21 protein-coding genes and 3 pseudogenes are annotated in these 25,333 nt (G+C 66.8%); 15 read left to right on the plus strand and 9 right to left on the minus strand.

Features of this window, described 5'->3' with window-relative positions; all coding sequences use genetic code 11:
* The first annotated feature begins 142 nt into the window (after positions 1-142).
* The 3 pseudogenes from GEV10_23485 (at position 143) to GEV10_23495 (ending at position 2,007) form a co-directional block, all read left to right on the plus strand.
* Positions 143-274: pseudogene (locus GEV10_23485) on the plus strand (IS110 family transposase).
* A 189-nt stretch (positions 275-463) separates the two neighbouring features.
* A pseudogene (locus tag GEV10_23490) lies at positions 464-1,629 on the plus strand (IS30 family transposase).
* 90 nt (positions 1,630-1,719) lie between these two features.
* A pseudogene (locus GEV10_23495) lies at positions 1,720-2,007 on the plus strand (IS110 family transposase).
* Between the two features lie 656 nt (positions 2,008-2,663).
* Here the strand turns inward: GEV10_23495 and GEV10_23500 are convergent.
* The 8 genes from GEV10_23500 to GEV10_23535 form a co-directional block, all read right to left on the minus strand.
* Positions 2,664-3,902, minus strand: a complete 1,239-nt coding sequence (locus GEV10_23500; protein MQA81408.1) for an MFS transporter — start codon at positions 3,900-3,902, stop codon at positions 2,664-2,666.
* The gene (locus tag GEV10_23505) at positions 3,856-4,647 is read right to left on the minus strand and encodes an ABC transporter permease subunit (GenBank protein MQA81409.1); all 792 of its coding nucleotides are present in this window, start codon (positions 4,645-4,647) and stop codon (positions 3,856-3,858) included. Before GEV10_23505 ends, GEV10_23500 begins: the two co-directional genes overlap by 47 nt.
* On the minus strand, positions 4,644-5,450 hold the full coding sequence (locus tag GEV10_23510; GenBank protein ID MQA81410.1) for an ABC transporter permease subunit: 807 nt from the start codon (positions 5,448-5,450) through the stop codon (positions 4,644-4,646). Before GEV10_23510 ends, GEV10_23505 begins: the two co-directional genes overlap by 4 nt.
* Positions 5,447-6,217, minus strand: a complete 771-nt coding sequence (locus GEV10_23515; protein MQA81411.1) for an ATP-binding cassette domain-containing protein — start codon at positions 6,215-6,217, stop codon at positions 5,447-5,449. Before GEV10_23515 ends, GEV10_23510 begins: the two co-directional genes overlap by 4 nt.
* A gap of 89 nt (positions 6,218-6,306) precedes the next feature.
* Positions 6,307-7,416 (minus strand): hypothetical protein, encoded by a 1,110-nt coding sequence (locus GEV10_23520; protein ID MQA81412.1) that lies wholly within the window; start codon positions 7,414-7,416, stop codon positions 6,307-6,309.
* The gene (locus GEV10_23525) at positions 7,413-8,147 is read right to left on the minus strand and encodes an isochorismatase family protein (GenBank protein ID MQA81413.1); all 735 of its coding nucleotides are present in this window, start codon (positions 8,145-8,147) and stop codon (positions 7,413-7,415) included. The genes GEV10_23520 and GEV10_23525 overlap by 4 nt, the downstream gene beginning before the upstream one ends.
* A 26-nt stretch (positions 8,148-8,173) precedes the next feature.
* Positions 8,174-9,307: an AAA family ATPase gene (locus GEV10_23530; GenBank protein ID MQA81414.1), complete on the minus strand. Its 1,134-nt coding sequence runs from the start codon at positions 9,305-9,307 to the stop codon at positions 8,174-8,176.
* Complete coding sequence (locus GEV10_23535; protein MQA81415.1) at positions 9,076-10,203, minus strand: cupin domain-containing protein; 1,128 nt, start codon at positions 10,201-10,203, stop codon at positions 9,076-9,078. Before GEV10_23535 ends, GEV10_23530 begins: the two co-directional genes overlap by 232 nt.
* Before the next feature lie 206 nt (positions 10,204-10,409).
* Between GEV10_23535 and GEV10_23540 the strand changes: the two genes are divergently transcribed.
* The 12 genes from GEV10_23540 to GEV10_23595 are packed head-to-tail and all read left to right on the plus strand — an operon-like array spanning position 10,410 to position 24,135.
* Positions 10,410-11,354: an alpha/beta fold hydrolase gene (locus GEV10_23540; GenBank protein MQA81416.1), complete on the plus strand. Its 945-nt coding sequence runs from the start codon at positions 10,410-10,412 to the stop codon at positions 11,352-11,354.
* Positions 11,354-12,754, plus strand: a complete 1,401-nt coding sequence (locus GEV10_23545) for an amidohydrolase family protein (protein ID MQA81417.1) — start codon at positions 11,354-11,356, stop codon at positions 12,752-12,754. Before GEV10_23540 ends, GEV10_23545 begins: the two co-directional genes overlap by 1 nt.
* Entirely contained in the window at positions 12,751-13,734 is a 984-nt protein-coding gene (locus GEV10_23550) for an LLM class flavin-dependent oxidoreductase (protein MQA81418.1), read from the plus strand. Before GEV10_23545 ends, GEV10_23550 begins: the two co-directional genes overlap by 4 nt.
* Positions 13,735-13,755: 21 nt before the next feature.
* A complete protein-coding gene (locus GEV10_23555) occupies positions 13,756-14,220 on the plus strand; it encodes a hypothetical protein (GenBank protein MQA81419.1) in 465 nt (154 codons plus the stop codon).
* Positions 14,210-15,034 (plus strand): hypothetical protein, encoded by an 825-nt coding sequence (locus GEV10_23560; GenBank protein ID MQA81420.1) that lies wholly within the window; start codon positions 14,210-14,212, stop codon positions 15,032-15,034. The genes GEV10_23555 and GEV10_23560 overlap by 11 nt, the downstream gene beginning before the upstream one ends.
* A complete protein-coding gene (locus GEV10_23565) occupies positions 15,031-15,534 on the plus strand; it encodes a 2Fe-2S iron-sulfur cluster binding domain-containing protein (GenBank protein MQA81421.1) in 504 nt (167 codons plus the stop codon). Before GEV10_23560 ends, GEV10_23565 begins: the two co-directional genes overlap by 4 nt.
* Positions 15,527-17,821 carry a molybdopterin-dependent oxidoreductase gene (locus tag GEV10_23570; GenBank protein MQA81422.1) on the plus strand — a complete coding sequence of 765 codons (2,295 nt, stop codon included), beginning with the start codon at positions 15,527-15,529 and terminating at the stop codon, positions 17,819-17,821. The genes GEV10_23565 and GEV10_23570 overlap by 8 nt, the downstream gene beginning before the upstream one ends.
* Before the next feature lie 3 nt (positions 17,822-17,824).
* Positions 17,825-19,123, plus strand: a complete 1,299-nt coding sequence (locus tag GEV10_23575; GenBank protein ID MQA81423.1) for a peptidase dimerization domain-containing protein — start codon at positions 17,825-17,827, stop codon at positions 19,121-19,123.
* Entirely contained in the window at positions 19,123-20,841 is a 1,719-nt protein-coding gene (locus tag GEV10_23580) for a thiamine pyrophosphate-binding protein (protein MQA81424.1), read from the plus strand. The genes GEV10_23575 and GEV10_23580 overlap by 1 nt, the downstream gene beginning before the upstream one ends.
* 11 nt (positions 20,842-20,852) lie before the next feature.
* Entirely contained in the window at positions 20,853-21,887 is a 1,035-nt protein-coding gene (locus tag GEV10_23585) for a hypothetical protein (GenBank protein MQA81425.1), read from the plus strand.
* The gene (locus GEV10_23590; GenBank protein MQA81426.1) at positions 21,884-23,344 is read left to right on the plus strand and encodes an aldehyde dehydrogenase family protein; all 1,461 of its coding nucleotides are present in this window, start codon (positions 21,884-21,886) and stop codon (positions 23,342-23,344) included. Before GEV10_23585 ends, GEV10_23590 begins: the two co-directional genes overlap by 4 nt.
* 56 nt (positions 23,345-23,400) lie before the next feature.
* Positions 23,401-24,135, plus strand: coding sequence for an FCD domain-containing protein (locus GEV10_23595; protein ID MQA81427.1), 735 nt, complete (start codon positions 23,401-23,403; stop codon positions 24,133-24,135).
* 82 nt (positions 24,136-24,217) lie between these two features.
* Here the strand turns inward: GEV10_23595 and GEV10_23600 are convergent, their stop codons facing one another.
* Complete coding sequence (locus GEV10_23600; protein MQA81428.1) at positions 24,218-24,961, minus strand: GntR family transcriptional regulator; 744 nt, start codon at positions 24,959-24,961, stop codon at positions 24,218-24,220.
* Positions 24,962-25,333: the final 372 nt, after the last annotated feature.

Genomic DNA, 25,333 nt, shown 5'->3' on the forward strand with positions numbered 1-25,333 from the left:
CCCGCCAGGCCGGCCTCGAGCAAGCCCGGCTACACCGGCTTGCCACCCACCGCCAAGAACGACAGACTCAACCCACCCAGAACCCCGACGATGTTGGCTAATCCAACGCCAAAGTGCGTCACGAAGTCAGAAACACGTCAGCGACGCCGGCAACCGGCGGCTCCACACCCGCTGGACCAGCTTCACCCTGCGCCACAAACGCCCGGTGATCGCCAACGTCGCCATCGCCCGCGAACTCGCCGGCTGGTGCTGGTCCCTGGCCGTCATGGACTAACCGCACCGGCCCACAGCCGTTTCGTCATCGTGTCCCGCGTCGACACACCGCACTCGGCGACCACCCACCGATCAGCCGACTGTCACCAACCTGACGGCCGGTGTCGGCGGCGGCTGAATTCTGACCCTCTGGCGTCGCTTGGGTTCTAGGGCTCGTTGCAACACCAGCTCCGTCCGGGAGAGTGTCGCAATGGGTCGTCGAGGTAGGAAGCGCCAGCTCGAGGTCGAGGCCAGGTACTGGCAACTGATCGAGTCCGGGGTGGGCACGGTTGAGGCATGCCGACGAGTCGGCATCACCAGAAAGACCGGCTATCGCTGGCGCGCCGAGGCCGGTGGGGTGGCTCCCGACCGGTTGTCTGAAGCCGTGCGCTCCCATCGGTATCTGTCCATGACCGAACGTCAGCGGATCGACTCGCTGCATCGGCACGGCGTCAGCGTTCGCGAGATCGCCCGTCGTCTTGATCGCAGTCCTTCAACGATCAGCCGCGAGCTTCGGCGCAACACGGCCCGGCATGACCGAGGTGGGTATGACGCGACGCTGGCCCATAGCCGGGCGCGGGCCCGCGGAGCTCGGCCGGGTCGGGCCCGGTTGGCGACCGACAGCGAGCTGCGCGCACTCGTGCAGGACAAGCTCGAACTGGAGTGGAGCCCAGAGCAGATCGCCGCTCATCTGCGGGAGGCGTTTTCTGAGCGACCGGCATGGCATCTGTGTCACGAAACGATCTACCAGGCGCTCTACCGCGGCGCCCGGGGTGGTCTCAGCCGCAAGCTGACCAAGCGATTGCGCACCGGACGTCCGCTACGCAAGCGCCGGCGACACCCCGACGAACGCCGCACCCGCTACGTCGTCCCGCACCAACGCATCGAGCACCGCCCGGCCATCGTCACCGATCGCGTGCGCCTCGGTGACTGGGAGGGCGACCTCGTAGTCGGGCCAATGAGCCGTTCGGCGGTGGCGACGCTGGTCGATCGGCGGTCGCGGCTGCTGAGATTGATTCACCTGCCCGACGGTCACCGCTCCGACCAGCTCCTCGCCGCACTCACCGCCCAACTGGTGAGCGTCCCGGCCGGCAAGCGACTCACGCTGACCTGGGACCAGGGCAGCGAAATGACACGTCACGACCAGGTCGCTCTGCTCTTCGGTGAGGGTGTCTACTTCGCCGACCCAGGATCCCCATGGATGCGTGGGACGAACGAAAACACGAACGGCCTGGTCCGTCAGTACCTGCGCAGGGAACCGATCTGCGCGCCCACAGCGCCGCCGACCTCGCCGGTTTCGAGCACAAACTCAACACCCGGCCGCGCAAGATCCTCGGCTGGAAGACACCATCAGAGGTCTTCAACCTGACACCATGAACACGTCACCGTTGCGACGTTCGCTCGAATCCACCTCGCCCAAGCGACGCCAAGGGGTCAGAATTCGGCCGTCGTTGACAGCCGGATACAACTAGAGCCTCGGGCAAGCAACGCGGCGTGTCGTTCCGCTGGACCTGCAACAAACGCCTCTGCCAAGCGATCACGACCTTCGCCGCCAACAGCCGCTTCTCCAACCCCTGGGCCGCCGACATCTACAACCGGGCGCGCGCCTCCGGCAAAGACCACCCGCACGCCACCCGCATCCTCGCCCGCGCCTGGGTCCGCGTCATGTGGCGCTGCTGGCAGGACCGCACGACCTACGACCCGACCCTGCACGGCGGCACCCAACCAGCCCGCGACATGCCTGCCGCAGCCTGATCTTGATCTTGAGGTTGACACAGGGGGGTATCCTTTTTGGTCCTCCTCGTGGGTGAGGGTGGCGGATGCGGCCGCGCCGCCGAAGATGAGGGTGCGCTGGACGCTGTTCCGTCCGGAGTATTCGCTGGGGTCGCGGGCGAACCGACCGCCTGGTGAGCCGGCCCCGGCGGGCAGCACAGGCTGCTCGCGTTCACGTGCCTTGGCCAGCATCGAGGCGATCTTCGACACCGAGACGACGTCGAGGTCCAGCGACCGTTCACAGGCGTCCTCGACCGGGCCGGGGCCGTAGCGGCGGACCAGGCCGAGCAGCCGGTAGACGGCGCGCATCTTCGTCCAGGGCAGCGGGTCGTCGAGCAGCCGCTCGGCGTAGATGCCGACGTTCTCCCCATGCCCGGCGCAGACCGCGACGAGCCTGGTGAGGTCACGCAGTGCGTAGCCGGCCTTCTCCGCAGGCAGGTCCTCGCGGTCGGCGCACCGGCCGCCCGGTGGCTGCCTGGGGTGAGTCTTGACCAGCCTCCCCGCCGCCAGCTCATCGACCCGGCCGGTGGTGCGGCCGATCGAGTAGAGCTTGACCAGCCCGGAGTCGGCGCGGAGGTCCAGGTAGATCCCGAGCAGGTGCTTACCTCCAGTTCAGCTGGGCGCGCGAAGGATCGGGGCTAGTCGCGATCGGTGCCGGGCGTGTCCAGCGGACGTAGGTGGGCGGCCGAGAACGCGACCGCGAGTCCGATAGCGCCCCATACGGCGAAGACGCCGGCGAGGGGGAGGACGAGCGTCACCAACCCGAACGCGACCGGCGCGACCAGTTTGCCTAGGTTGCGCACGGTTCCGGTGAACGCGACGAAGACGGCCCGCCCGCCTATCGAGTCGGTCTGGGTTACGAGCACGTTGTGCGAGACGCTGTAGATACCGTCAGCGACACCGTATACGAGTAGGCCGCCGACGAGTGCCGACGACGTAGGCACGGTAGCCACGGTGAGCAGCGACAGACCGATGACTGCGACACAAACACCGATCACCCGCGACGGCGCCACCCGTCGCACCACTCCGCCGGCCAAGAGGGCTCCAAGCGAACCGAGTAGCGAGGACAACCCCATCACGATGCCGACGGTGGCGGCGGACAGCCCTCGCTCGTTGACGGCGAGGATCGGATAGTACGTGATCATCGCGAACTTGAAGAAGAACCGCATGAACGCGAGCAGCTGCAACGCCAGGATGGCCGGGTCGGCCATTGCCGCACGTACGTGGTGCCAGCGCATCGTCGGCGCCCGAGCGCGACCAGGACGATCAGGCGGGATGGCGAACCAGCCGATGATGCCGATCAGCAGGCAGATGAGCTGGATGCCGAACGGCGCGTACCACGTGACGCCGACGAGCAGGCCGGTGAGGATCGGGAACAGCGCTTCGCCGCCGGTCATCGCGACGACGCGGAAGCCCTGCCCGCTGGCCTGGGCCGCGTTGTCCCGCAGCACGTCTCCGATCATCGTGATGGTGAGTGCCAGGATCGCACCGAAGCAGGCTCCCTGCACGACGCGCACCGCGAGGATCGCCGGCAACGTGTGGACGACGATCTGAACCAGACCACCGAGGCCGAACACGCTCAGACTGCCGGCGAACATCACCCGTCGACCGGTCCGTTGGGTCAGTGTGCCGGCTGGGATGCCGAGTATCACGCTCGGCAGCAGGTACGCCGTCGTCAGCAGTGCCACTTGCGCATCGGAGAGCCGCAGCGCGTGTTGCATAGCCGGCAATGCCGGTGCGAGCCCTTGCACCGCGCACGTCACGGTGGCGGCGCCGAGGCACGCGAGCACCACGACTGTACGAGGACGCCGAGCTCCCCGGTCGCTCACCTCACGCAGCCCGATGCCGCGTCGCCCGCTTCTCGATACCCTCTGCAAGGTACATCAGTACGAGACCGAGCAGCATCACGAAGATGATGCCGGCGAGCAATGTCGGGATGTCGAACGTCGAACCGGCGTGGGTGAGGATCTTGCCGAGGTTCACCGCGGAGAGCAGCAGCTCGGCGGTGACCGCGCCACGCATTGCACGGGCGACACCGATCCGCAGACCGAGTGCGACGTACGGGAGCGCGGCCGGCAGGATGATGGTGCGGTAGATCATCGTCCGGGGCGCGGTGAACGACCGGGCCACCGAGATCAGCGATGTCGGCGCCTCCCGTACTCCCGTCGTCGTGGCCACCAGGATCTCGAAGACGCACCAGAGCACGGTCAGCGTGACGCGTCCACGGAAGTCGAGGCCGGTGTAGATGCCGATGACGGGAATGAGCAAGGAGATCGGTGTCGCGTAGGCGGCGTGCACGAGCGGTTCGAGGGTGTTCCGTGCGTAGCTCGACACCCCGATGAACAGCCCGACGCTCACCCCGATCACGACCGCGATGACGTAGCCGACCGCCATCGTCAGCAGTGTTCCTGCCGTGGCGCGGAGGAAGTCGCCTTCGGTCAGGCCGGTCCACAGCGCCTTGGCGACTTCGCTCACCGGCGCGATCGCGAAGCTCTCACCGAGCCGTCCGTACCACTGCCAGAGCGCGAGCACGATGCCGAGCGAGACGATCCGGAGCGTCCACCCGAACGCCGTGTCGTGACGGGCGAAGATGCCTCTGCCCGTGGGTTGAAGGGTGCTCATTCGCCGCCCTTCAACGAGGCCTCGACGTCGCCGGCCCAGGGCGTGAACCTGCGCTGCGCCCAGATCAACAACTGGGTCAGTGCGGCACCGATCAGGACGACGACGGCGGCCAGAGCGAAGAACTCGCCGAGCTCCCGCGCCAGACCGAGGGTCACGAGTTTGCGGCCGGTGCCGACGGTCACCCAGATCTCGGCGATGATCACACCCTGGATCGCCTGGCCGAGGCCGAGTCGCAGACCGGTGATGATGAACGGCAGGCTTCCCGGGAGGACCAGCGAGAAGAACGTCTTCACCCGGGACGCGCTGAGCGACCGGGTCACCTCGATCAGTCCCCGGTCGATCTCGCGTACCCCGTTGGCCGGTGTGATCACGATGTAGAAGATGGAGAAGAGGAAGACGACCGCAGCACGGAACTCGAACCCGGTGCCGAACAACAGGATCACGAATGGCAGGAGTGCGGCGAGCGACGTGACGAACAGAGCCTTGATGTACGGGCTCAGCATCCACTCGGCGATACGAGAGGTCCCCATCAGCAGCCCGACGGGAACACCGATCACGACGGCGAGCCCGAATCCGGCGAACATGTGGCCGAAGCTTCGGCCGACAGTCAGCAGCGAACCGTCCTGTGTGACGCTCCACAGACCGTCGAGTGTGCCTCCGACGGTGGGGAAGTAGAACGGGCCGACCTGCTGCCCGAACCACTCCCAGAGCACGAGGAGCAGCCCCCAGGTGACGGTCCGCTGGAACCACACCCGGCGGTAGAGCGGCGGCCGGACCACCGGCGCGACCCCGAGATTGGTCATTCGTTCATGCCCTTCTTCAGGGCATCCCAGAGGTCCAGCTTCATCCGAGCGAACTCCGGTTCGGCCCGCACCGCATCCGTGCGCGGACGGTCGAACGGCACGTCGACGGCGTGGGAGATGCGACCGGGGCGTGCGCTCATCACGACCACTCGGTCGGCCAGGAACAGTGCCTCCTCCATGTCATGGGTGATGAGCAGGGTGGTCTTCTTGTCTGCGGTCCACATCCGTTCGAGCTCGGTCTGCAGACTCAACCTGGTCTGTGCGTCGAGTGCGCCGAACGGTTCGTCGAGAAGAAGCATCTGCGGCTCTACTACGAACACGCGAGCCAGGCTGACGCGCTGCTGCATGCCGCCGGAGAGCTGCGACGGGTAGTGGTTCTCGAAACCCTGCAGGCCGACCAGCTCGACGTACTCGCTCGCGCGTCTGCGCCTTTCCTGCGCTGGGACCTTCAGGCACTCGAGGCCGTACTCGACGTTCTTCTGCACCGTGCGCCACGGCAGCAGATGTGCATGCTGGAAGACCATGCCCCGGTCTCGCCCAGGCGCGGTGACCGGCTCGCCGTGCAGCTTCACGGTGCCGCTGGTCGGCGCGATCAGTCCGTCGATGATGCGAAGCAGCGTGGATTTCCCGCACCCGCTCGGGCCGATGATCGCGCAGAACTCCTGCTCCTGGATCTCGAGGTCGACGTCGTGGAGCGCGGCGGTCTGTTGCCTCTTCCGGCCGCGCCGTGCCTCGAACGTCTTCGACACCGCCTCGATCCGCAGGATCGGCGCCGCTGAACGTTTCGCAGACCCGGGAGGTGGCGTGTCAGATCGTCCCTCGAGCGCGCCGGCTTCCTGGTTCGATGCGCTACCCGTCAACTGAGCAGCTCCTCCCGGGTCATCGGCCCCACCATCTTCTCGGCCTTTTCGATGATCTTGCGTTCGACAAGCTTCGTCGTATCCGGTGGCTTCTTGAACGCACCGCTCGACACACCGATCTTCGCCATGAAATCGACACCCGTTTGCTGCAACGACTCCTCGGCGTTGATCGGCCAGAATCTGTACTTGCGCGCGAGGTTCCACACCAGGCGGTACGCACTGTCCTCGGTGGGAGGCTCGTCGACGACGTCCTTGACCGCCTCGACGAACTTGTCGTAGTCCTTCATCATCACCCGGTGCGCCTTGAATGTAGCCGCGACCAGGCCGGCGGCCGCATCTTCGTTCTCGTCGAGCCAGTCGCGTGTCGTCGCCATCGCGGACCGGATGAAGTTCTTCACCTTGTAGAGCGCATGGATCTCGTGGAAGTCGGCCGTACCGATCTTCTCCTTCACCTGCTCCGTCTGGTCAATGTGCAGGACGGTCGCCTGAATCTCGCCTGAGGCGAGGGACGTCGTGCGCAGTCCGGACGATTCGATGATGCGTACGTTCTTCAGCTCCTTCTGGCTTCGCCCGTCACAGCCATCCTGCAGGATGGCCTCGAGGACGGAGCTGCCAGAACCACCCGGGCTGTCGACACCGATCTTGTACTTGGGATCGAAGACCGAGTCGCAATCGTTCACGCCCTTGATACCGGCCAGCACGAAGTCGTCGAGGTCGACCGAGGGGCCGAAGGTGATGAAGTCGTCCCGCTTGGTGGCGAGTGCCAGCATGCCGAGGAACGACCCGATCACGATGTCGGCGCGACCGGACAGCAGGCTCTGGATCGCTGTCTGTTGCGCTTCGAACGTGGTGAAGTCCTTCTTCGTTGTCGGCACCCCGAACTCGGCGCCGTACGTGACGGGGCCCCAGACGACAGCCGGGTAGGTGATGAGTGGCGGCGATGTCTGTGCGATGCGCACTCTCTTCTTCTTGCCGGACGATTCGTCGTCGGAGCCACAACTGGTGAGGCCCGCGGCAAGCGGTGATGCCAGTAGCACCCCCGCGCCGGCTGTCCTGAGGAAACGGCGGCGATCGTATGACGTTCCACCGTCTTGCGCTCGCGTCATGATGGTTCCTCTCGAGACGCGTGTTGCGTGACTAGGGTCGTGGGCGGTTCCCCCGACAGGTATGCGGTGGCAGCGTCGGTCGACACGACGTCGGCGTACTTCTGGTCCATCTCGAACAGGCTCACTGCGTGCGAGAGGCGGCCACGGTCGAATACACCGTCTTCTGGCACGAGCGTGGAATATCCGTTGGAGAATGCGTCCATCACCGTCGCCCGCACACAACCCGAGGTCGTGCCACCCGTCACGATCACAGTGTCGATGTTCCGGTCGACGAGCGCGGAGAGGAGCGGCGTGCCGTAGAACGCGCTCGGTCGAGCCTTCGACAGGACGATGTCGTCGTCGCTCGGCGCGACTTCCTCGACGATCTGGTTGGCATCGCGCGGTTGGTCGGTGGCATTCGGATGCTTGTGCCTGCGCTGTGCCGACAGGCTACGGCCGGCACCACCGACCGTGTAGATGACTAGCACGTCATGGTCCCGAGCGGCGGCGATGAGCCTGGCGATGTGCTCCACCGCCTGCCACGCCGGCATGCCCGCCGAGCTCGGGTACTCCCGCATCGACTCGGTCGTCGGCAATCGGCGGCCGACGAACTGGTAGGTCACGTCGACCACGAGCACAGCCGGGCGTTCACCCGGTCGGGTACGACCGCCGTAGCCTGCGGCGCGGTACACGGCTCGGTCCGCTTCCGGCATGACCTCCCGCCAATCGAACGCCGCGCCGGTCTTCGTCATGCGTAGTCACCCTCAGCGAGGCTCGGTCAGTCGAGTTCGGCGTGGACGGCCGCACTGACGTCATCGATCGACAGTTGGTCCGGTGCCAGAGCCAGCTCCGGCGTACCGTTGATCACCGCGCGCAGGATGATCTTTCTGGCCTGCCGCGCATCCATCCCGGCGGTGGCGCAGCGTTCTGCCAGCTCGGCGAGTGTGCCGTTGCCGTCCGCCGGCCGTCCGGTGATCTCGTGGAAGGAGTCGGCGAGCATCAACTCAATCGCTGCAGCCGTCGGCAGTCCGATGTGCTCGTGCACATCGACCCGGGAGAGGAACGCGGGGTCGACAGCCCCGAGATCGTTGGTCGTCGCGATCAGCACGATATTGCGCGACGACTTCGCGATCGAGTCGATGCCGGTGAGCACGGCATTGGTGCCCCTGTGCACGTCGATCGGGTTCGTCTCATAGGACGCACGTCCCCGGTCGACCACCAGGCCCTCCACCTCGTCGAGCACCACGATCACCGGCCTGCCACGACTCGCCAGGCCGGGCAGCGTCTCCTCGAACAGTTGAGAGAGAGAACGCTGCGTCGCACCGAGCATCTCGCTCGGGAACGCGTTGAGGTCGACGACGACGAGGAGCGCGTCGTCGGCGTGCTCGCGCTCCTTGAGCACGTTCGCCGTGCGGTTGGCGAGCCCGTACGCGAGCGTCGTCTTGCCCGTTCCCGGCGGTCCGGAGAGCAGTAGCAGACCGTGGGAAGGAAGGCCGACCGTCGACATGCGGGAGCGCCAGGTGAGTGAGAACAGCGCGAAGTTCTCCAGTCGCCGCCGGGCCGCGTCGTCGATGACGATGCGGGTCCAATGGTCCTCCCAGCTGTCGACCGGCAGGATCGTGACGCTTCCCGCAGTCGGTGTGCCCTCGACGTGCAGGGGGGAATGGCGGTGACCCGACATCACTGGGGCCTTCCGTGCTGGAAGTGCGGCCACTCCACGTTCGAGACGTCGGGCGCGTCGAGCTGCGCCGGTTCCTCGAACAGCACCATCGGGTCGAGGAGCACGCGCATCATGTCGTAGAGCGCGTCGAAGTTGTGCACCCTGATGAGGCGGGCCGTGTTCTTCTTGTCGTCGTTGAAGTGTTGGTGCCACGCCCAGTGGTCGACGACGACGAGGTCGTCGGGCCCCCATTCGTAGGACTCGCCCTCGATCTCGCTGTGACCGTGGCCGTCGATCACGTGCAGCCAGGCCTCACCGCCGTGCCGGTGCTTCGACTGCCACAGGCCCGGCGCCAGCTCGTGCATCACCGCGGAGAGCCCGGCCGTGCGGTAGCCGATCGACTCGTCCATCAGGAACGCACTGCGCGCACCCCGCTTGGTCACCTTCGGGGTGATCTCGTCGAACCTGGTGATCAGTCTCCGGTCGTCGCTCCGCGGTGCCTGCTGGTGCATCCGCTGCAGCCGGCGGCCGTACGGGTCGTCGCCACCCGTCGGCGGCGCCGTCTCCGGCCCCTTGGGCAGGTCGACGTAGGACGTGTCACCGCCCTCCTCGAGTACCGCCGTGCCGAGCGACTCGTGCATCGGCTGGACGCTCCACGACACGTATCGCGCGTCGAGATCGGACTCGTTGCCATGCCGGTGCCACGCCCAGGCCGGCAGGTGCAGCGTGTCCCACGCCTTCCACTGGATCCGCCGGCCGTCGATCTCGGTCCAGCCGCTACCGCCGGTGACGAACATGATCGCGTCCCAGGAGTGCCTGTGCACCGTCGTGGTGGTGTGCGCCGGGATCTCGTGCAACGTCGCGTCGAGCACCTTCGTCGGGTGTACGCCGCCGTCGGCCCCCATGTAGACGCCCCGGCGAGTCCGTGTAGCCGGGCATTCTTCGAGAACGACGTCGGCACCGCGGATCAGGCACGTCCGATAGTTGCGCCACTCCTCCACGACCCGAGCCCGCCGCTGCTTCTGGATCTCGTAATGCGTGAGCTGGGTCTGGGTGACGCTCTTGGCCATCGCGGCTCTCCTGTCATCCAGGGCGATCACACCGTCGCCACCGCGGATTGAATCCAGCATCCGGAACGCGTTCAGCACAACATAGTCCCTCGACGCGTCCTGTCAAGAGTCCATCTGTGCACCTCCTATCCCTTTGGGAACACCGAATTCCGTCCAATCCAACGGCCGTCGGGCCGATCGACAACGGGCCGTGAAAGTTCGGTCTTCCCGTGTCTCGACTTAGCGGCTATGGTCTGCTGAATGATGTATCCAATCTATGCAACTGCGGCCGGAAGGGGTTCGGCTTGCATTCCGAGGACGTGCTCTTCTTCAGTGAGGGCGCGCGCATTTCTGCGACCTGGCGTACACCGGACGAGCCGGTTGGTCGGCTGCGCGCCATCGTGCAGGGCCCAGGCTGGCTGGGGCTGAAGGACGCCAAGCTCTACGTCCGTTACCACGAAGCGTTGACGGCGGCCGGCTTCGGTGTCCTGGTGTTCGACTACCGCGGCTTCGGTGACTCCGAGGGCGACAGGTCGGTGCTCTCCCCACGGGGCCAGCTGCAGGATCTGCAGAACGCGGTCAGCTACCTCACCACCCGCGACGACGTCGACCCGGACACGATCGGCGTGTTCGGCAGCGGCGGCACCGGCGGCGGCAATGCTGTGCTGCTTGCTGCGCACGATGACCGGATCCGCGCGGCGGTGAGCCAGCTCCCGGTCGCCGACGGCGAGGACTGGTTGCACCGGATGCGGCAGGAGCACGAGTGGCTCGAGTTTCTGGCCGACCTGGCGGACGATCGCAGGCGCAGAGCCGTCGATGGCAAGGGACGGCTGGTGCATCCCCGCGAGGAGATCATGGTGCCGACGCCCGAGCGGCGCGCGACCAAGGTCAAGGCCGACGTCGACTCCCGCATCCCGACCGCGGTCTCGCTGGCGGCGGTGGACGAGATCCTCGAGTACCGGCCGGTACGCGCGGCAGCGGACCTCGAGACGCCGCTGCTCGTGATCGGTGTGGAGAACGACGCGACCACGCCCACCGACCACGCGGTCGCGATCTACGAGGCCGCGAAAGGCCCTCGCAAGCTCCTCATGCAACGACACACCACCCACTACGCCGCCTACGACAAGTACTGGGAGGTCGTGACTCCGCACATCGTGATCTGGTTCGAGCGTCATCTGGTAAACGGAGCGGTCGTGGCCCGCAGTCAAGCCGGGACGACCGACACCATCGACTTCATCGGAGGTTCGTAGTGCCTGTCGACAGCCGCATCAAGGGCGGAACCGTCGTCACTCCGGCGGGTTCGGAGCAGGTCGACCTGCTCGTCGCCGCTGGCCGGATCGTCGGACTGGTCGATCCCTCGGTCGACGTCGACGTGCGTGGTGACGTCGTCGATGCGAGCGGCAAGCTCGTGCTCCCCGGCATGGTGGATGTCCACGTGCACGCCCGCGAGCCGGGTTACACGCACAAGGAAGACATCGTCACCACCACGGAGCAGGCGGTCGCAGGTGGTGTCACGACCATCTTCGGGATGCCCAACCTCGACCCGCCTACGACCGACAGGGAGCGCGTGGATCAGGTCTTCGACCTGTACGACGAGCGGTCGATCGTCGACTGGAACCACAACCCGGCTGCGACCGATCCGGACGCCATCGCCGCGATGGCCGAGGCCGGTGTACGCGCGTTCAAGATCTACATGGTGGTCGACACCGGGCGCACGTACCCACATCCTGCCGGCACCGGTATGCACGACCACGGCCACCTGCTGCAGGTGATGGACGCGATCGCACCGACCGGCAAGCGGTTCATCATCCATCCGCACGACCAGGCGCTCATGGACTACATCGAAGGCGCGTACCTCGGTCGAGGCGAGAACACGCCGCAGGCGTATGCGCAGGCGTACGCCGCACGTGACGGCGTCATCTGGGACACAGCCATCGACGTCGTGCTGCGGCTCGCTGAAGCGTCCGGCTGTCCGATCCACCTCGCACACATCCAGACCCGCCGGTCGATCGAGGCGATCAGACGCGCCAAGGACCGCGGCCTTGACGTCACCTGCGAGGTCAACCACTGGGCGCTGTTCCTGTCGACTTGGGACGACGTGGAGAAGCTCGGGCCGTACGCGTTGTCGTACTGGGTACCCGACGATGCGCGCGCAGCAGTGTGGGACGCGCTCACCGACGGCACCATCGACGTCAGCTCCTCCGACCACGCGCCGCACACGCGGGAGGAGAAGGAGATCGGCTGGACCCAGATGTGGAGCTCGCACACCGGCACCCCTGGCATCCAGTATTACTACCCGCTCCTGCTCGACGCCGCTACGCGTGGCCAGGTCCCGCTAGACCGGGCCGTGGACTCCGCGGCCTACCGGCCGGCGCAGGCGTTCGGGCTGCACGGCGTCAAGGGTGAGTTGGCCGTCGGCAGGGACGCCGACATCGTCGTCGCCGACATGGACGCGCCGTGGACGATCACGAACGAGGGCGTGCTCTCGCGCTGTGGCTGGACCCCGTACGACGGCCGCACCTGCAACGTGCGGGTGGAGAAGACCTTCGTCCGTGGCGTACTCGTGTACGACGACGGCGTCGTGACCGGGCGGCCCGGTAACGGCGTCCTGGCCACACCTCGCTCGAGAACTGGGGGACCCACCCGATGACCAAGTATGGCCTGCTCCTGCCTCACTTCGGCGAGGAAGCGGACAGGGACAAGCTGCTCGACGGCGCCAGACGCGCCGAGGAGCTCGGCTTCGACTCGGTGTGGGTACGTGACCACCTGGTGTTCGAGCCGCACGGCGAGATGGAGAAGCCGAACCGCACGTTCTACGACGCGCTCACCACGCTCACCGCGATCGGTGCGGTGACCAGCGGCATCGAGCTCGGCACCGGGTCGCTCATCCCGTTCAGGCACCCGCTCGTCACCGCACTGACCACGGCGACGATGACGCAGCTCGTCGGACCGCGGCTGATCCTCGGGTTCGGTGCCGGGACGTTCGACCACGAGTTCGACGCCGTCGGGCTCGGGGACGCCGACCGGGTCGAGCTGGTCAGGTCCAACGCCGAGATCCTGCGCCGCGTGCACACCGCGAACGACGTCTCCTACAAGGACGAGAACTTCGAGTTCGAAAACGTCACCATCGAGCCGAAGCCGGTCGGTGGCCCGATTCCGTTCTGGTACTGCGGTGCCACGCCGAGGTCGGCACGGCTGGCGGTCCAGTTCTGTGACGGCTGGATGCCCGGCCGGATCTCGTTGGCCACCATGCGCAAACGCGTCGAGAAGATGGACGAGATGTCCGCCGAGCTCGGTCGGTCCAGGCCTACCGTCGCCGTCATCCCGCCGACCTCGATCGAGAGCACCCGCGAGGAAGCGCTTAAGGACGTGAACGTGCCGGGCCTGCTTGCCTGGGCGAACAAGGCCAAGTTCGCGGTGAAGCCGCCGTCGGGACAGTTCGAGACGGTCGACGACCTCGAGGGGCAGCTGATCGTGGGCAATCCGGACGAGGCCGTGGCCGAGTGCCGCAAGTTCGAGCAGATCGGTGTCGAGCACCTCGTCTTCGACTTCCGGTTCAAGTTCGCCCACTGGTACGAGCAGATCGAGCTACTCGGTCGCGAGGTCCTCCCTAAGCTGCGGGCACAGTAGTCAATCAGGACGGAGAACGACATGCCCACGAGCAGCTTCGACGAGAGACTCGTCCTCGGCGCGAACACGGAACGCAGCTGGGAGGTGCTCATCGACGTGCCGCGGCTGGTCGGCTGGGTCAGCATCGTCGACGACGCGGTCGAGATCCGGCGGCTGGAGAAGTACACAGCCGTTCTCCTCGACCGGCTGGGGCCGTTCCGGCTGCGGGCCGACCTCGACATCGACGTCGACGAGGTGGAGATCGGCAGGCACGTCCACATCCGTGCCAACGGTGAGGACCGGCAGGTCGCGTCGCGGATCAGCGTCGATGGCGAGCTCTCCCTCGAGCCTACCGACACAGGCGGCACGGTGTTGTCGATCCGCGCGACCTACGAGGTGTCCGGTCGGGTCGCGACGATGGGCGCTGGCATGATCAGGAAGAAGGCGGACACCCTCGTGCGCGAGTTCCTCGAGAACGCCGACGCCGCGCTGGGGAGTGTGGCCTGAGGTGCTGCCCACATTCGCTCTCGCCAGGCCGTCCACCGTGGACGAGGCGGTCGACCTGCTCTCCGACGACCACGTGCCGTACTGCGGCGGCACCGAGCTCCTGCTCGCGATGCGCGCGGGCCTGTTGCGTCCGGAGGCGCTCGTCGACCTGAAGCGCGTGGACGGACTCGGCGGGGTCGCGACAGCCGAGGGTCGCGTGACGATCGGTGCCGTCAGTACACACGCCGAGATCGCCACCGACACCACGATCCGCGGCTCACTGCCGCTGGTCGCCGAGGTCGAGCGCGGCGTGGGCAACGCGCGGGTGCGTGCGCAGGGCTCGATCGGCGGCAACCTGTGCTTCGCCGAACCCAAGTCCGACGTCACGACCGTACTTGTGGCGCTAGGTGCCTCGGTCTCCCTCCGCTCACCGACCGGTGAGCGGGAGGTCACGGTCGAGGACTTCCTCGCCGGTGCGTACTGGACCGTTCGTGAGCCCGACGAACTGCTCGTCGGCGTACACGTGCCGGTGCATCGCGACCGTCGCGGCGTGTATCTCAGGTACCAGACGATGGAACGACCTACCGCCAACGTGGCGCTGCTCGCCGAACCTGCTGGGCAGGTACGGCTCGTCGTGGGAGCGGTCGGCGAGGTCCCGGTGGCCCGATCGTATCAGGACCTCGACGACGTCGACGCCGACGACGTCGCCCGTTCCGTCGACCCGATCCCCGACCTGACCGGCTCGATCGAGTACAAGCGCCACATCACCGCCGTCTACGTGCGTAGAGCCGTCGATCGGTTGCGGGCCGTGCTCGGGACGAAGACGCAGCCATGACGACGATGCACACCGAGCGGACAGTCGACGTCAACGTCAACGGGGCGCACCACACGCGGACCGTGCCGGTACGACAGACCCTCGCCGCCTTCCTGCGGGACGATCTCGGACTCACCGGCACGAAGCTCAGCTGCGGATTCCAGGTCTGCGGAGTGTGCACCGTGCTCGTCGACGGTCGACCGGTGAGCGCGTGCACGTACCTCGCCGTCGACGCCGACGCATCAACGGTGACGACGGTCGAGGGCCTGGCAGAGGGGGAACGCCTGCACCCGCTGCAGGAGGCGTTCGTCGACGGGTTCGCGCTGCAGTGCGGCTTCTGCACTCCAGGCTTCCTGATGATGGCGAAGGCGTTGCTCGACTCGTGTCCTGACCCGAGTCGAGAACAGGTGGTCGAGCACCTGGAGGGCAACATCTGCCGCTGCACCGGCTACGAGCCGATCGTCGACGCGGTTCTCGCCGCCGCACGATCGGCCCGTGGGGCGGAGGCCGTCGGTGAGTGAGCACCGTGTCGTCGGCACGTCCGTACGCCGGCCCGACCTCGTAGAGAAGGTCACTGGTGCGGCGCAGTACTGTGTCGACCTCACCCAGCCGGGAATGTTGCACGCCAAGGTCGTGCGTTCCGACCGGGCACATGCGCGGATCACCGGCATCGACATCGCAGCAGCTAGCCGGGCACCCGGTGTCGCCGCGGTCGTCACGGGCGACGACCTCGACCCGCTGTTCCCACGGTTCGGCCACATCATCGCCGATCATCAGGTGCTTGTTCGTGACAAGGTCCGGTTCTACGGCGAGCCGGTCGCGCTCGTCGTCGCGGGCTCGCTGACCGGGGCCGCCGACGCCGCCGAGCTCGTCGAGGTGAGCTACGTCGACCTGCCACCTGCGCTGACTCCCGACGAGGCGCTCGCCCACGATGCTCCCGCCATCCACGAACGCGGCTACGACTCCGGCGACGGCAGTTCGTTCGTCGCCGGAGTCGCGGGCGAATCCGGCCACCCCAACATCGCATTCGAGACGACGGTGGAGTGGGGCGACGTCGACACCGGCATGGCCGAGGCGGCCCTCGTGGTCGAGGGCACGATGCATTACCCGATGCTCTACGCGTACGCGATGGAGCCGTACAACGCAGTCGCGTCCTTCAGCGGTGGGCACCTGGAGATCTGGTCCACCGCACAGCATCCGTTCATGGTGCGCGACGATCTGGCGCGTATCTTCGGTCTGCCGCTGGCGCATGTCACTGTCCGGGTACCGTACGTCGGCGGTGGATACGGGTCGAAGTCATACACCAAGATCGAGCCGCTGGCGGCCGTCGGTGCGTGGGTGACCGGGCGTCCGGTCAAGCTGGTGCTCGACGTCGAGGAGTCGATCTACACCACCCGGGTCGACTCGGCCGAGGTGCGCGTGCGTAGCGGGTTCGCGGCCGACGGACGCATCCTCGCTCGTGAGTTCGACATCGTGATGAACTCCGGTGCCTACGCGGACAACAGTCCGCTCGTGCTCGAGAAGGCCGTCAACCGGTGCTTCGGGCCGTATCGGGTTCCGCATCTGCGGGCACATGGTCGCTCGGTGTACACCAACACCGCACCGGCGTCGTCCTACCGCGGCTTCGGCGCTCCGCACGGCGTGCTCGCAGGCGAGACCAATCTCGACCGGGCAGCGGAGCAGCTGGGCATCCAACCTGCCCAACTACGCAAGACCAATCTCGTGGCATACGGCGAGGTGTTCCTGCCCGGCAAACGTGGGCTTGACGCCGACATGCATGCTGACCTCGACTTGCTCGTCGACGAGCTGTGGCGCGACGTCGAGAACGAGCCGTACCGCGGCATCGGATTCGCGCTCTCGGCCTCGGACGCCGGCGCCTTCCCGGTCTCGACCGCGACGGCACGGATCCACTTCGACGGCTCGGTCACCGTGCTCAGCGGCTCGACCGAGATGGGCCAGGGCAGCCGCTCCGTGCTCGCGCAGATCGCCGCCGAAGAGCTCGGTGTCGCTCCAGAGCTGGTGCAGGTGGCGCAGTCCGACACCACCGCGGCGTCGTACGAACGCACCACCGGCGCGAGCCGTACCACGACGCTCGTCGGGCTCGCGCTGCAGCGAGCGTGTGCCGACGCGCGGGCGAAGCTGCGGGACATGGCGGCCGAGGTGCTCGACACGACGCCGACCGAGCTCACCGATGTCCCGGGCGGCGTGCGCACCGCGGACGGAGCCGTCGTCACCACGACCGAGGTGATCGTCGGCTGGTACGGCGCCAGAGCCGGCGACGTCACCGGCGTCGGTACGGTCAGGAAGAAGGACACGACCGCGCAGATGCCGCCGTTCTGGGAGATCGGTGTCGGTGGCGTAGAGGTCGAGGTCGATCCGGACACCGGCCAGGTCACCGTGGATCGACTGGTGACCATCGCCGACGTCGGCTTCGCCGTCAACCCCAAGGCGGTCGAGGGGCAGGACCTCGGCGCCGCGACCCAGGGGCTCGGCAGCGCGCTGTACGAGGAGCTCGTTTACGACGGTCCGCAGCCGATCAACCCGAACGTCGTCGACTACCGGGTGCCCAGAGCCGGCGACATGCCACGGCACATCCGCACCATGCTCGTCGAACGCCGCGACGGCGTCGGCCCGTACGGCGCCAAGGGGGCCGGCGAGGGCGCGCTCAACCCGATGGCACCCGCCGTCGTCGCAGCCGTCGCGCGGGCCATCGGCAGATGGCCCGATCGGGTGCCGCTGACCCCGGAACGGGTGTGGCGGCTGATGAACCCCGACGACGACGGACCGCCCCCAGAGCAGACGAGGTGAACGATGACGGACAAGGTCGCGGAAGTGCTGTCCAGGATCGACAGCCAACGCGAAGAGCTGGCCGACATGGTCCTGCGGTTCGCGAACACGTACGGCCCCGTGGGGCACGAAGCCGCGACCGCGCGTGAGATCGATGCCTGGTACAAGGAGAACGGGATGGAGTCGCGGTTCGTCTCCATCGTCGACGACCGCGCCAATGTCGTCGGTTACGTACGCGGCTCCGGGGGCGGCAAGTCCCTGCTGTTCAACGCCCATCTCGACACCGAGGCCTCCGGTCCCGACTACGACAACCTGATGCAGGTTCCCGACCCTAACGTGACCGGCGGCTGGCGTGAGGGCGATCTGATCTTCGGGCACACCGCGTTGAACGACCGCCATGCGCATGCGCTGTTCATGGTGGCGGCACGTGCGATCCAGCAGGTCGGCATTCCGTTGCAGGGAGACCTCGTCCTGACCTCGGTGGCCGGGGAGACCGGCCAGGCTCCGGTGGACGAGTACCAGGGACTGGCCTACGAGGGCAAGGGTTTCGGCAGTACCTACCTCGTCGATCACGGCGTGCGGGCCGACTACGCCCTTGTGTCGGAGACCTCGGACTTCACGCCCTGCTGGTACCACTGCGGAGCGAACTACTACAAGGTCACGTTGCGAGGCCGCAACATGTACACCCCCCGGCTCGTCCGTACGGACAACCTGCGGGACTCCCCGAACGCGATCGCCAAAGCCGCGGCCGTCATCATCGCGATCGAGGAGTGGGGTGCGGAGTACACCCGCTCCCGTACCACCATGACGCCGTGCGGCGAGGTACGGCCCAACGCACAGGTCGGCGCCGTACGGGGCGGCATCCCCTGGCGACCGAACCGGTCGTCGCCCTACTGCGCGCTCTACGTCGACGTCCGCACGCGTCCCGGTGACGACATCGGCGAGGTCACGACGTCGCTGAAGCAGGCTGTCGACGCCGTCGGTGTCGACGCCGAACTCGAGCTCGTGATGTCGAAGACAGGCGCCGAGGGCAAGGGCACCGAACCACTCGCGGACGCGATCACCCTTGCGCACAAGGCAATCAGGGGTGTGGAACCGCCGAAGCATGCCGAACCTGCGGTCGTGTCGATGTGGCGAGACTCCAATGTCTTCAACAAGGCCGGCATTCCCTCGATCAACTTCGGCCCGAGTCGAGGCCGAGCGGCGGTGCAGGGCACCGGGTTCCTCGCTCTCGACGATCTCGTCGATGCCACCAAGATGTACGCGCTCATCTCACTGCGCATTGCCGGCGGAATGTCCTCGCAAGAGCTACGTATCGGCTGATGGCCACGGACGCGCAGTTCGGTTCCGACCTGGTCGTCGGCTGGCTCGCCGACGCTGGGATCGACCATGTCGCGCTCAATCCTGGCGCGACGTTGCGTGGCCTGCACGACTCCCTCGTTCGGGCTGACCGGCCACGACCGATCGTCACGCTGCACGAGGAGATCGCGGTCGGTATCGCGCACGGGTACGCGAAGGCGACCGGCCGTCCGATGGCGGTGTTCGTGCACAACCTGGTCGGCCTGCAGCACGCCTCGATGGCACTGTTCAACGCATGGGTCGACCGCGCACCGATGCTGGTACTAGGCGGGTCGGGTCCGCGCGCAGAGGACAACCGCCGGCCGTGGCTGGACTGGATCCACAGCGGGCACCCGCAGGGCACGCTGGTACGCGACATCGTCAAGTGGGATGCGGAACCGGCCACACTGGCAGGTCTACGTGAGGCGCTGCATCGTGGTCTGCGGTTCGCCCGTACCGAACCCTCCGGTCCCGTCTACGTCAGCGTCGACACGGACCTACAGGAAGGCCCTGCCGGCGGCAGGAGTCTGCCGCCGCTGCCGGCCGTAGAGCCGGCGCGGCTGACCGCACCTGACGACGTCGCCGCCGAGGTGGCGGACGTGCTCAGGCAGGCACGCCGACCCGCCGTCGTCGTCGACATGCCGGTACGCGGACTGGCCGCCTCGTTGCTCCCTGTCGTGGAGCGACTCGCCGCGGCCGTGGTAGATCTCGGTGGCGGGTGCAATTACCCGACCACGCACTGGGCCGACCAGTCGCACGACCGGCGGCGGACGTTGGCGGAGGCCGACGTCGTGCTCGCATTCGAAGTACGCGACCTCGGGTGGGCGACGACCGAGACCGACACGGGCTCGCGGGCCACGACCGCGTTGGTCCCGCCAGACGTGCCGGTCATCGCGGTAGGGATGTCCGAACTGAGGCACAGTGGATTCCTGGTGCCGGAATCCTCGGTGGAGGGCGCGAGGTACGTCCTCGGCGACGCCGTACTGTTCGCCGATGCGCTGAGCGAGCTGCTCGTGGACGTTCCGGACGACCGGTCGACGGATCGCCGGACCGCACTCGCCGCGCGACACACAGAGGGGCGAGAGGCGGACGCGAAGAAGGCACGCGGGGTCGCCGACCACTCGCCGATCCACCCCGCGCACCTGGCGAACGCGGTGTGGGACGCAGTGCACGATGCGCCGTGGCAGCTCGCCAACGGCCACCTCGACGGGTGGCCACGTCGACTGTGGGACATCACCGCGGACGAACACTTCCTCGGTCGGTCCGGCGGCCACGGCCTCGGTTACGGGCTGCCGGCGTCCCTCGGCGCCGCGCTCGCGCATCGCGACGACGACGTTCTCGTCGTGGACATCCAGGCCGACGGCGACCTGATGTACACGTCCTCGTCACTCTGGACCGCCGCGCACCACCAGATCCCAGTGCTCGTCGTCATGCACAACAACCGGACCTACGGCAAGGACGAGCTACACCAACGCGAGATGGCAGCGCACCGCGAACGATCCGACGACGTCGTCGGTGTCGGCATCCACCTCGACCACCCCGCCATCGACTTCGCCGCGCTTGCGAAGGCGCAAGGAGTCGAGGGCATCGGACCGATAGACGATCACCTCGCGGTCGCCGAGGCGCTCGCAGAGGCAGTGCGGATCGTACGAGAGGAACGCCGACCGTTCCTCGTCGACGTCATCTGCGCGTCGAAGGATTGAAGGAGACAAGTATGCTGCTCAACAGAAGTACGAAGACCGCGGCGGCGATCGCCGCGATCGCCGCCCTGGTGTTCACCTCCGGGTGCAGCGGAGGCGGCGGAGAGTCCAAGAAGCCACGCGTCGCCTTCACCTCGGAGGTCCAGGCGTCATACGTGAACACCCGGTACGGGCCGCTGAACTACGGCAAGGATTTCGGGCTCGACGTCACCGAGAAGGACTTCCAGACCTTCGACTCACACGCCACCGCGACCCAGACGGCCCTGTCCGGGCGTGCCGACATCGTCGGCGGCTCGTTCATCTCGCACGTGCTCGTACAGCAGCGTGGCCAGGACTTCAAGGTGTTCTGCCCGTTCGTCAGCCTCGACGACTTCGTGCTCGTCGGGCGCAACGGCGTGTCCTCAGTGACGGACCTGTTCGACAAGAAGACCCGAGTCGCCGTCGATAGCTCCGGCGGCGCGGGGGCGATGATCCTCGACGCGATGCTCGCCGAGGCGAATGCGCCGGGGACTTCCACGGACCTGCCCAACACGAGCATCGTCGAATCGTCCGGGCTGCGGACCTCATCGTTCGCCTCGGGCAAGGTCGACGCGACCGTCATCCACGTGCAGCAGTACAACCAGGCGAAGACGCAGGTGAAGGACGCGGAGGTGATCGCCTCGCTCTACGACGACGTACCCATCTACATCAAGGAGGCGTTCGCGGCGCCGGCGAAGTGGCTGAAGGAGAACAAGGAGACCGCGGCCGGGTTCTGCGCCTCCGTGTTGAAGGGCAACCGTGAACTGAAGAAGAGCTACAGCACCTTCCACAAGGCTGTACAGATGTACGTCCAGGAACCGCCGAGTGCAGCGGAGGAGAAAGAGCTCTACGGCCTGATCCAGAAGTACGAGTTCTGGCCGGAAGACGGTGGTCTGTCACCGAAGGCGGTGAAGTACATGACGGACCTCGGCGTCGACTCCGGCGTGCTCAAGAAGAAACCTGACAACAACGCGATTGTCGACCGAGACGTACTGAAGCGTGCCGTGGCGCTGGCGAACGAGAAGCGATGACGAGCTGGGATCGACTCACCGCGGACAACTTCATCGCAGGTCGACGTCGGGGTTCGGTGTCCGGTGAGACGCGCGTCGACATCGCACCCGCGAGCGGCATCGACATCGGCGACGTCACGGTGTCGAACGAGGAGGACGTCGCCGACGCGTACGTGGCGGCTGCGGACGCCGCACCACGATGGCGCGCGATGGGTGCCGAGGAACGACGCGGCTACCTGCTCGCCTGGGCCGCCGCGGTGCGGGCCAGACTCGACGACATCGCGCTCGTGGACGCGGTCGACAGCGGCACCCCGCTTCGCACGATGCGAACCGGCGTCGCCAAAGGGGCCGAGTACATCGAGTACTACGCGGGCCTCGGTCAACAGCTCAGGGGCGCGACGATCCCGGCGACACCTGGCCACCTGCACTACACCGTGCGCGAGCCGTACGGAGTGGTCGCTGTCATCATCCCGTTCAACCACCCGGCGTACTTCGCGATGTCCAAGACCGTGCCCGCGTTGATGGCCGGCAACACGGTCGTGCTCAAGCCAGCGGACCAGACTCCGTTGAGTGCCACCATGATCGCCGACGCGTCGGCCGGCATCCTGCCGGCCGGTGTCTTCAACGTCGTCCACGGCGGCGCGCGAGTCGGGCGCGCCCTGGCCGGGCATCCGGACATCTGGCGAGTCCACTTCACCGGCGGTGTCGACACCGGCCTCGCGGTGCAGAAGACGGCGGCGGAAAGCGGCCGGGTCAAACACGTCAGTCTCGAGCTCGGCGGCAAGAACCCGCTGCTCGCCTTTCCCGACGCCGATCCGACCGAGGTCGCCGAGGCCGCCGTGGTGGGGATGAACTTCACCAGGAACCAGGGACAGTCCTGCGGGTCGACGTCGAGACTGTTCGTACCTAGCTCGATGGCCAGCGAGGTGACCGACGAGGTCTGCGCCCTGGCCGCCAAGATCCGCCTCGGCATGCCCGAACTCGAAGACACCGAGATGGGTTCGCTCGTCTCCCCCGAGCACCAGGATCGGGTGCTCGGCTTCGTCGAGGAGGGGGTGTCGGAAGGAGCGCGGCTGCGCGTGGGCGGTGAACGCCCCTCCGGTGATCTTGCCGGCGGCGCGTTCGTCAAGCCCACCGTACTCGACCGCGTGACGCCCGAGCTCACCGTCGCCCGCGAGGAGATCTTCGGACCTGTGCTGTCCGTGATCACCTGGGACACCGAGGACGAGCTGTTCTCGATGGTCAACGACTCCGACTACGGCCTGACCGCCGCGATCTACACGCACGACCTGGCAACAGCGCACCGCGCCGCGGCGCGAGTGGAGTCCGGGTACATCTGGGTCAACGGCGTGGAGAAGCGGTGGAAAGGCGTGCCCTTCGGTGGCTACAAGAACTCTGGCCTAGGCTCCGAGCACGATCTCGCGGAGATGGAGACCTACACCAGGACCAAGGCGGTTACCGTGATGCTCCCGAGCTGACGGCCGGTACGCGGTTCAGAGACGGATGACCGCTGCGGCGGTGAACGGAAGGAGGCGTGCTTGTGGGGGTCAGGGATTCCGGTGACAAGCCGACGCTGGACAAGGTGGTGTCGCGGATTTCCTCGGGATACAAGACCGTCGGCCAGATGGTCCTGGAGGTCCTCCGCGAATGCATCCTGACCGGGATCTTCGCCCCGGGAGAGCATCTACGTCAGGAAGATCTCGCCGAGCGCATCGGCGTCTCGCGTATACCCGTGCGCACAGCCTTGATGCAGCTCGAGGCCGAAGGTCTGGTGTCCTTCCTCCCGCACCGCGGAGCCGTCGTCCGCACCCTCACCGTCGAGCAGGTGCGCGAGGTGTACGAGATCCGCCAACTACTCGAGACCCACGCGCTGCGCAAGTCGGTGGCCAGGATGACGTCGGCGCGGGCGGCGCGGCTGCTCGAACTCGGCACTGCCTTGGACAAGCAGCACGAAGGCGGCGAGTTCGTCGACGAACGGATCGCCTTCTACCGCGAACTCTACGACGCGCAGGAGAACCCGACGCTCGTCAAGATGATCGAGGAACTGCGCGGGACGGTCGGCCGCTACCTGCTCAGCCTCCGCATCGAGCATCCGGTCGGCGGGCACCGCAAACTCGCCCGCTACGCCGCCCGCGGTGACCTCGACGCCGCCGAGAGCCACCTGCGCGATCACCTGGACCTAGTGTGCAAGGGCATCATCGCCGTGATGTCGGAAGAGGTCGAGGAAACGAAGACCCGGAGCCAGAGACACAAGGCCGCCTCCGGCTAGGACTCACGATACTCCGATCACCACGAACACGAGTCAGGACAGGATCGACCCGGCGAAGCCCCAGCCATGACCCCCATACCAACTAGGGCAGATGCCGGCGTAGTCGAACACGATAGGAATATCTGTCGGGGTGGAAGTGGTTGATCGCGAGCTCGACCGGGGCGGCGTCGTCATCGAGGTACATCCGGTCGATACGGAGCACGGGAGTTCGCGGGGGCAGCCCCAGACTCTCGGCGACCTCGGCTGGCGCCGTCGCCACCGTGATGCTCTGCTCGGCATCCTGGATCGGGTTCTCCAGCGCCTGGTCGACGAGCCCGATGACGGTGACGGGGCTCACCATCCCGGGTTCGACCAGTTCCTTCACCGCGCCCAGTCGGGCGCGCACCGCGGGCGGCAGGTAGACACTCGTGTGGCAGAACGGCTCACCGTTGTGCAGTCGCACGAACACCGTTTTGGCGACATGATCGTCGCCCAGGCGCAGACGGCCCGCCGCCGTCGGATCCACGACGCCACCCAGCGTGACGATGATCTTGAGCTGACTGTCGGCCGACAGTGCAATGAGGTCGTCGATCGACCCGAGCTGCCTGAGGTAGCGACCCGAGGGCGGCGTGGCGAAGGTTCCCCGGCCGGGAGCGCGGTGCACGAGACCCTCGGAGACAAGGTCCTGGAACGCGCGGCGGATGGTTTGCCGGCTGACCGAATAGCGGTCGGCGAGCTCCGCTTCGGTCGGCAAGGCGATGCCGTCCGCGAAGGTCTGGCTCAGAATCTGCGTCCGGAGATCGGCCCACACGCGCCTGAAGGCTGGTTCGTTGCGCCGCAGTGTCATCCTCGCCTTTCCTTCGTGAACCACGCTGAAACCGCCCATGATCAATGTACGGCCAAATCAGCGCTCCGAGAGCGCAACGGCTTCCACGGTGGTTGTCCGTACCAGTCTACGATTCAACCCCGCGTTGTAGCCGCGGCAGAACAGAAGACCACCTCGGGTCGCGTCTCGACCGCATTCCGCTCGTACCCTTGACTGGTGAACGCCACAAGGTCTAGTAATGGCCTTACACATCCAGAAGATGTACGTTACATGCTGGCCAAAGGGTCTCTGGATCTATCCGAGTCAGCTCACCAGAACGGGCTACCGGCCTCCAGGAGCGGTCATTCCGGTAGTGCTCGGCCAGGTCTGCCGTCTAGTCATGTCACCTGGTCG

The sequence above is a fragment of the Streptosporangiales bacterium genome (genome assembly GCA_009379955.1).
Classification (GTDB): Bacteria; Actinomycetota; Actinomycetes; order Streptosporangiales; family WHST01; genus WHST01.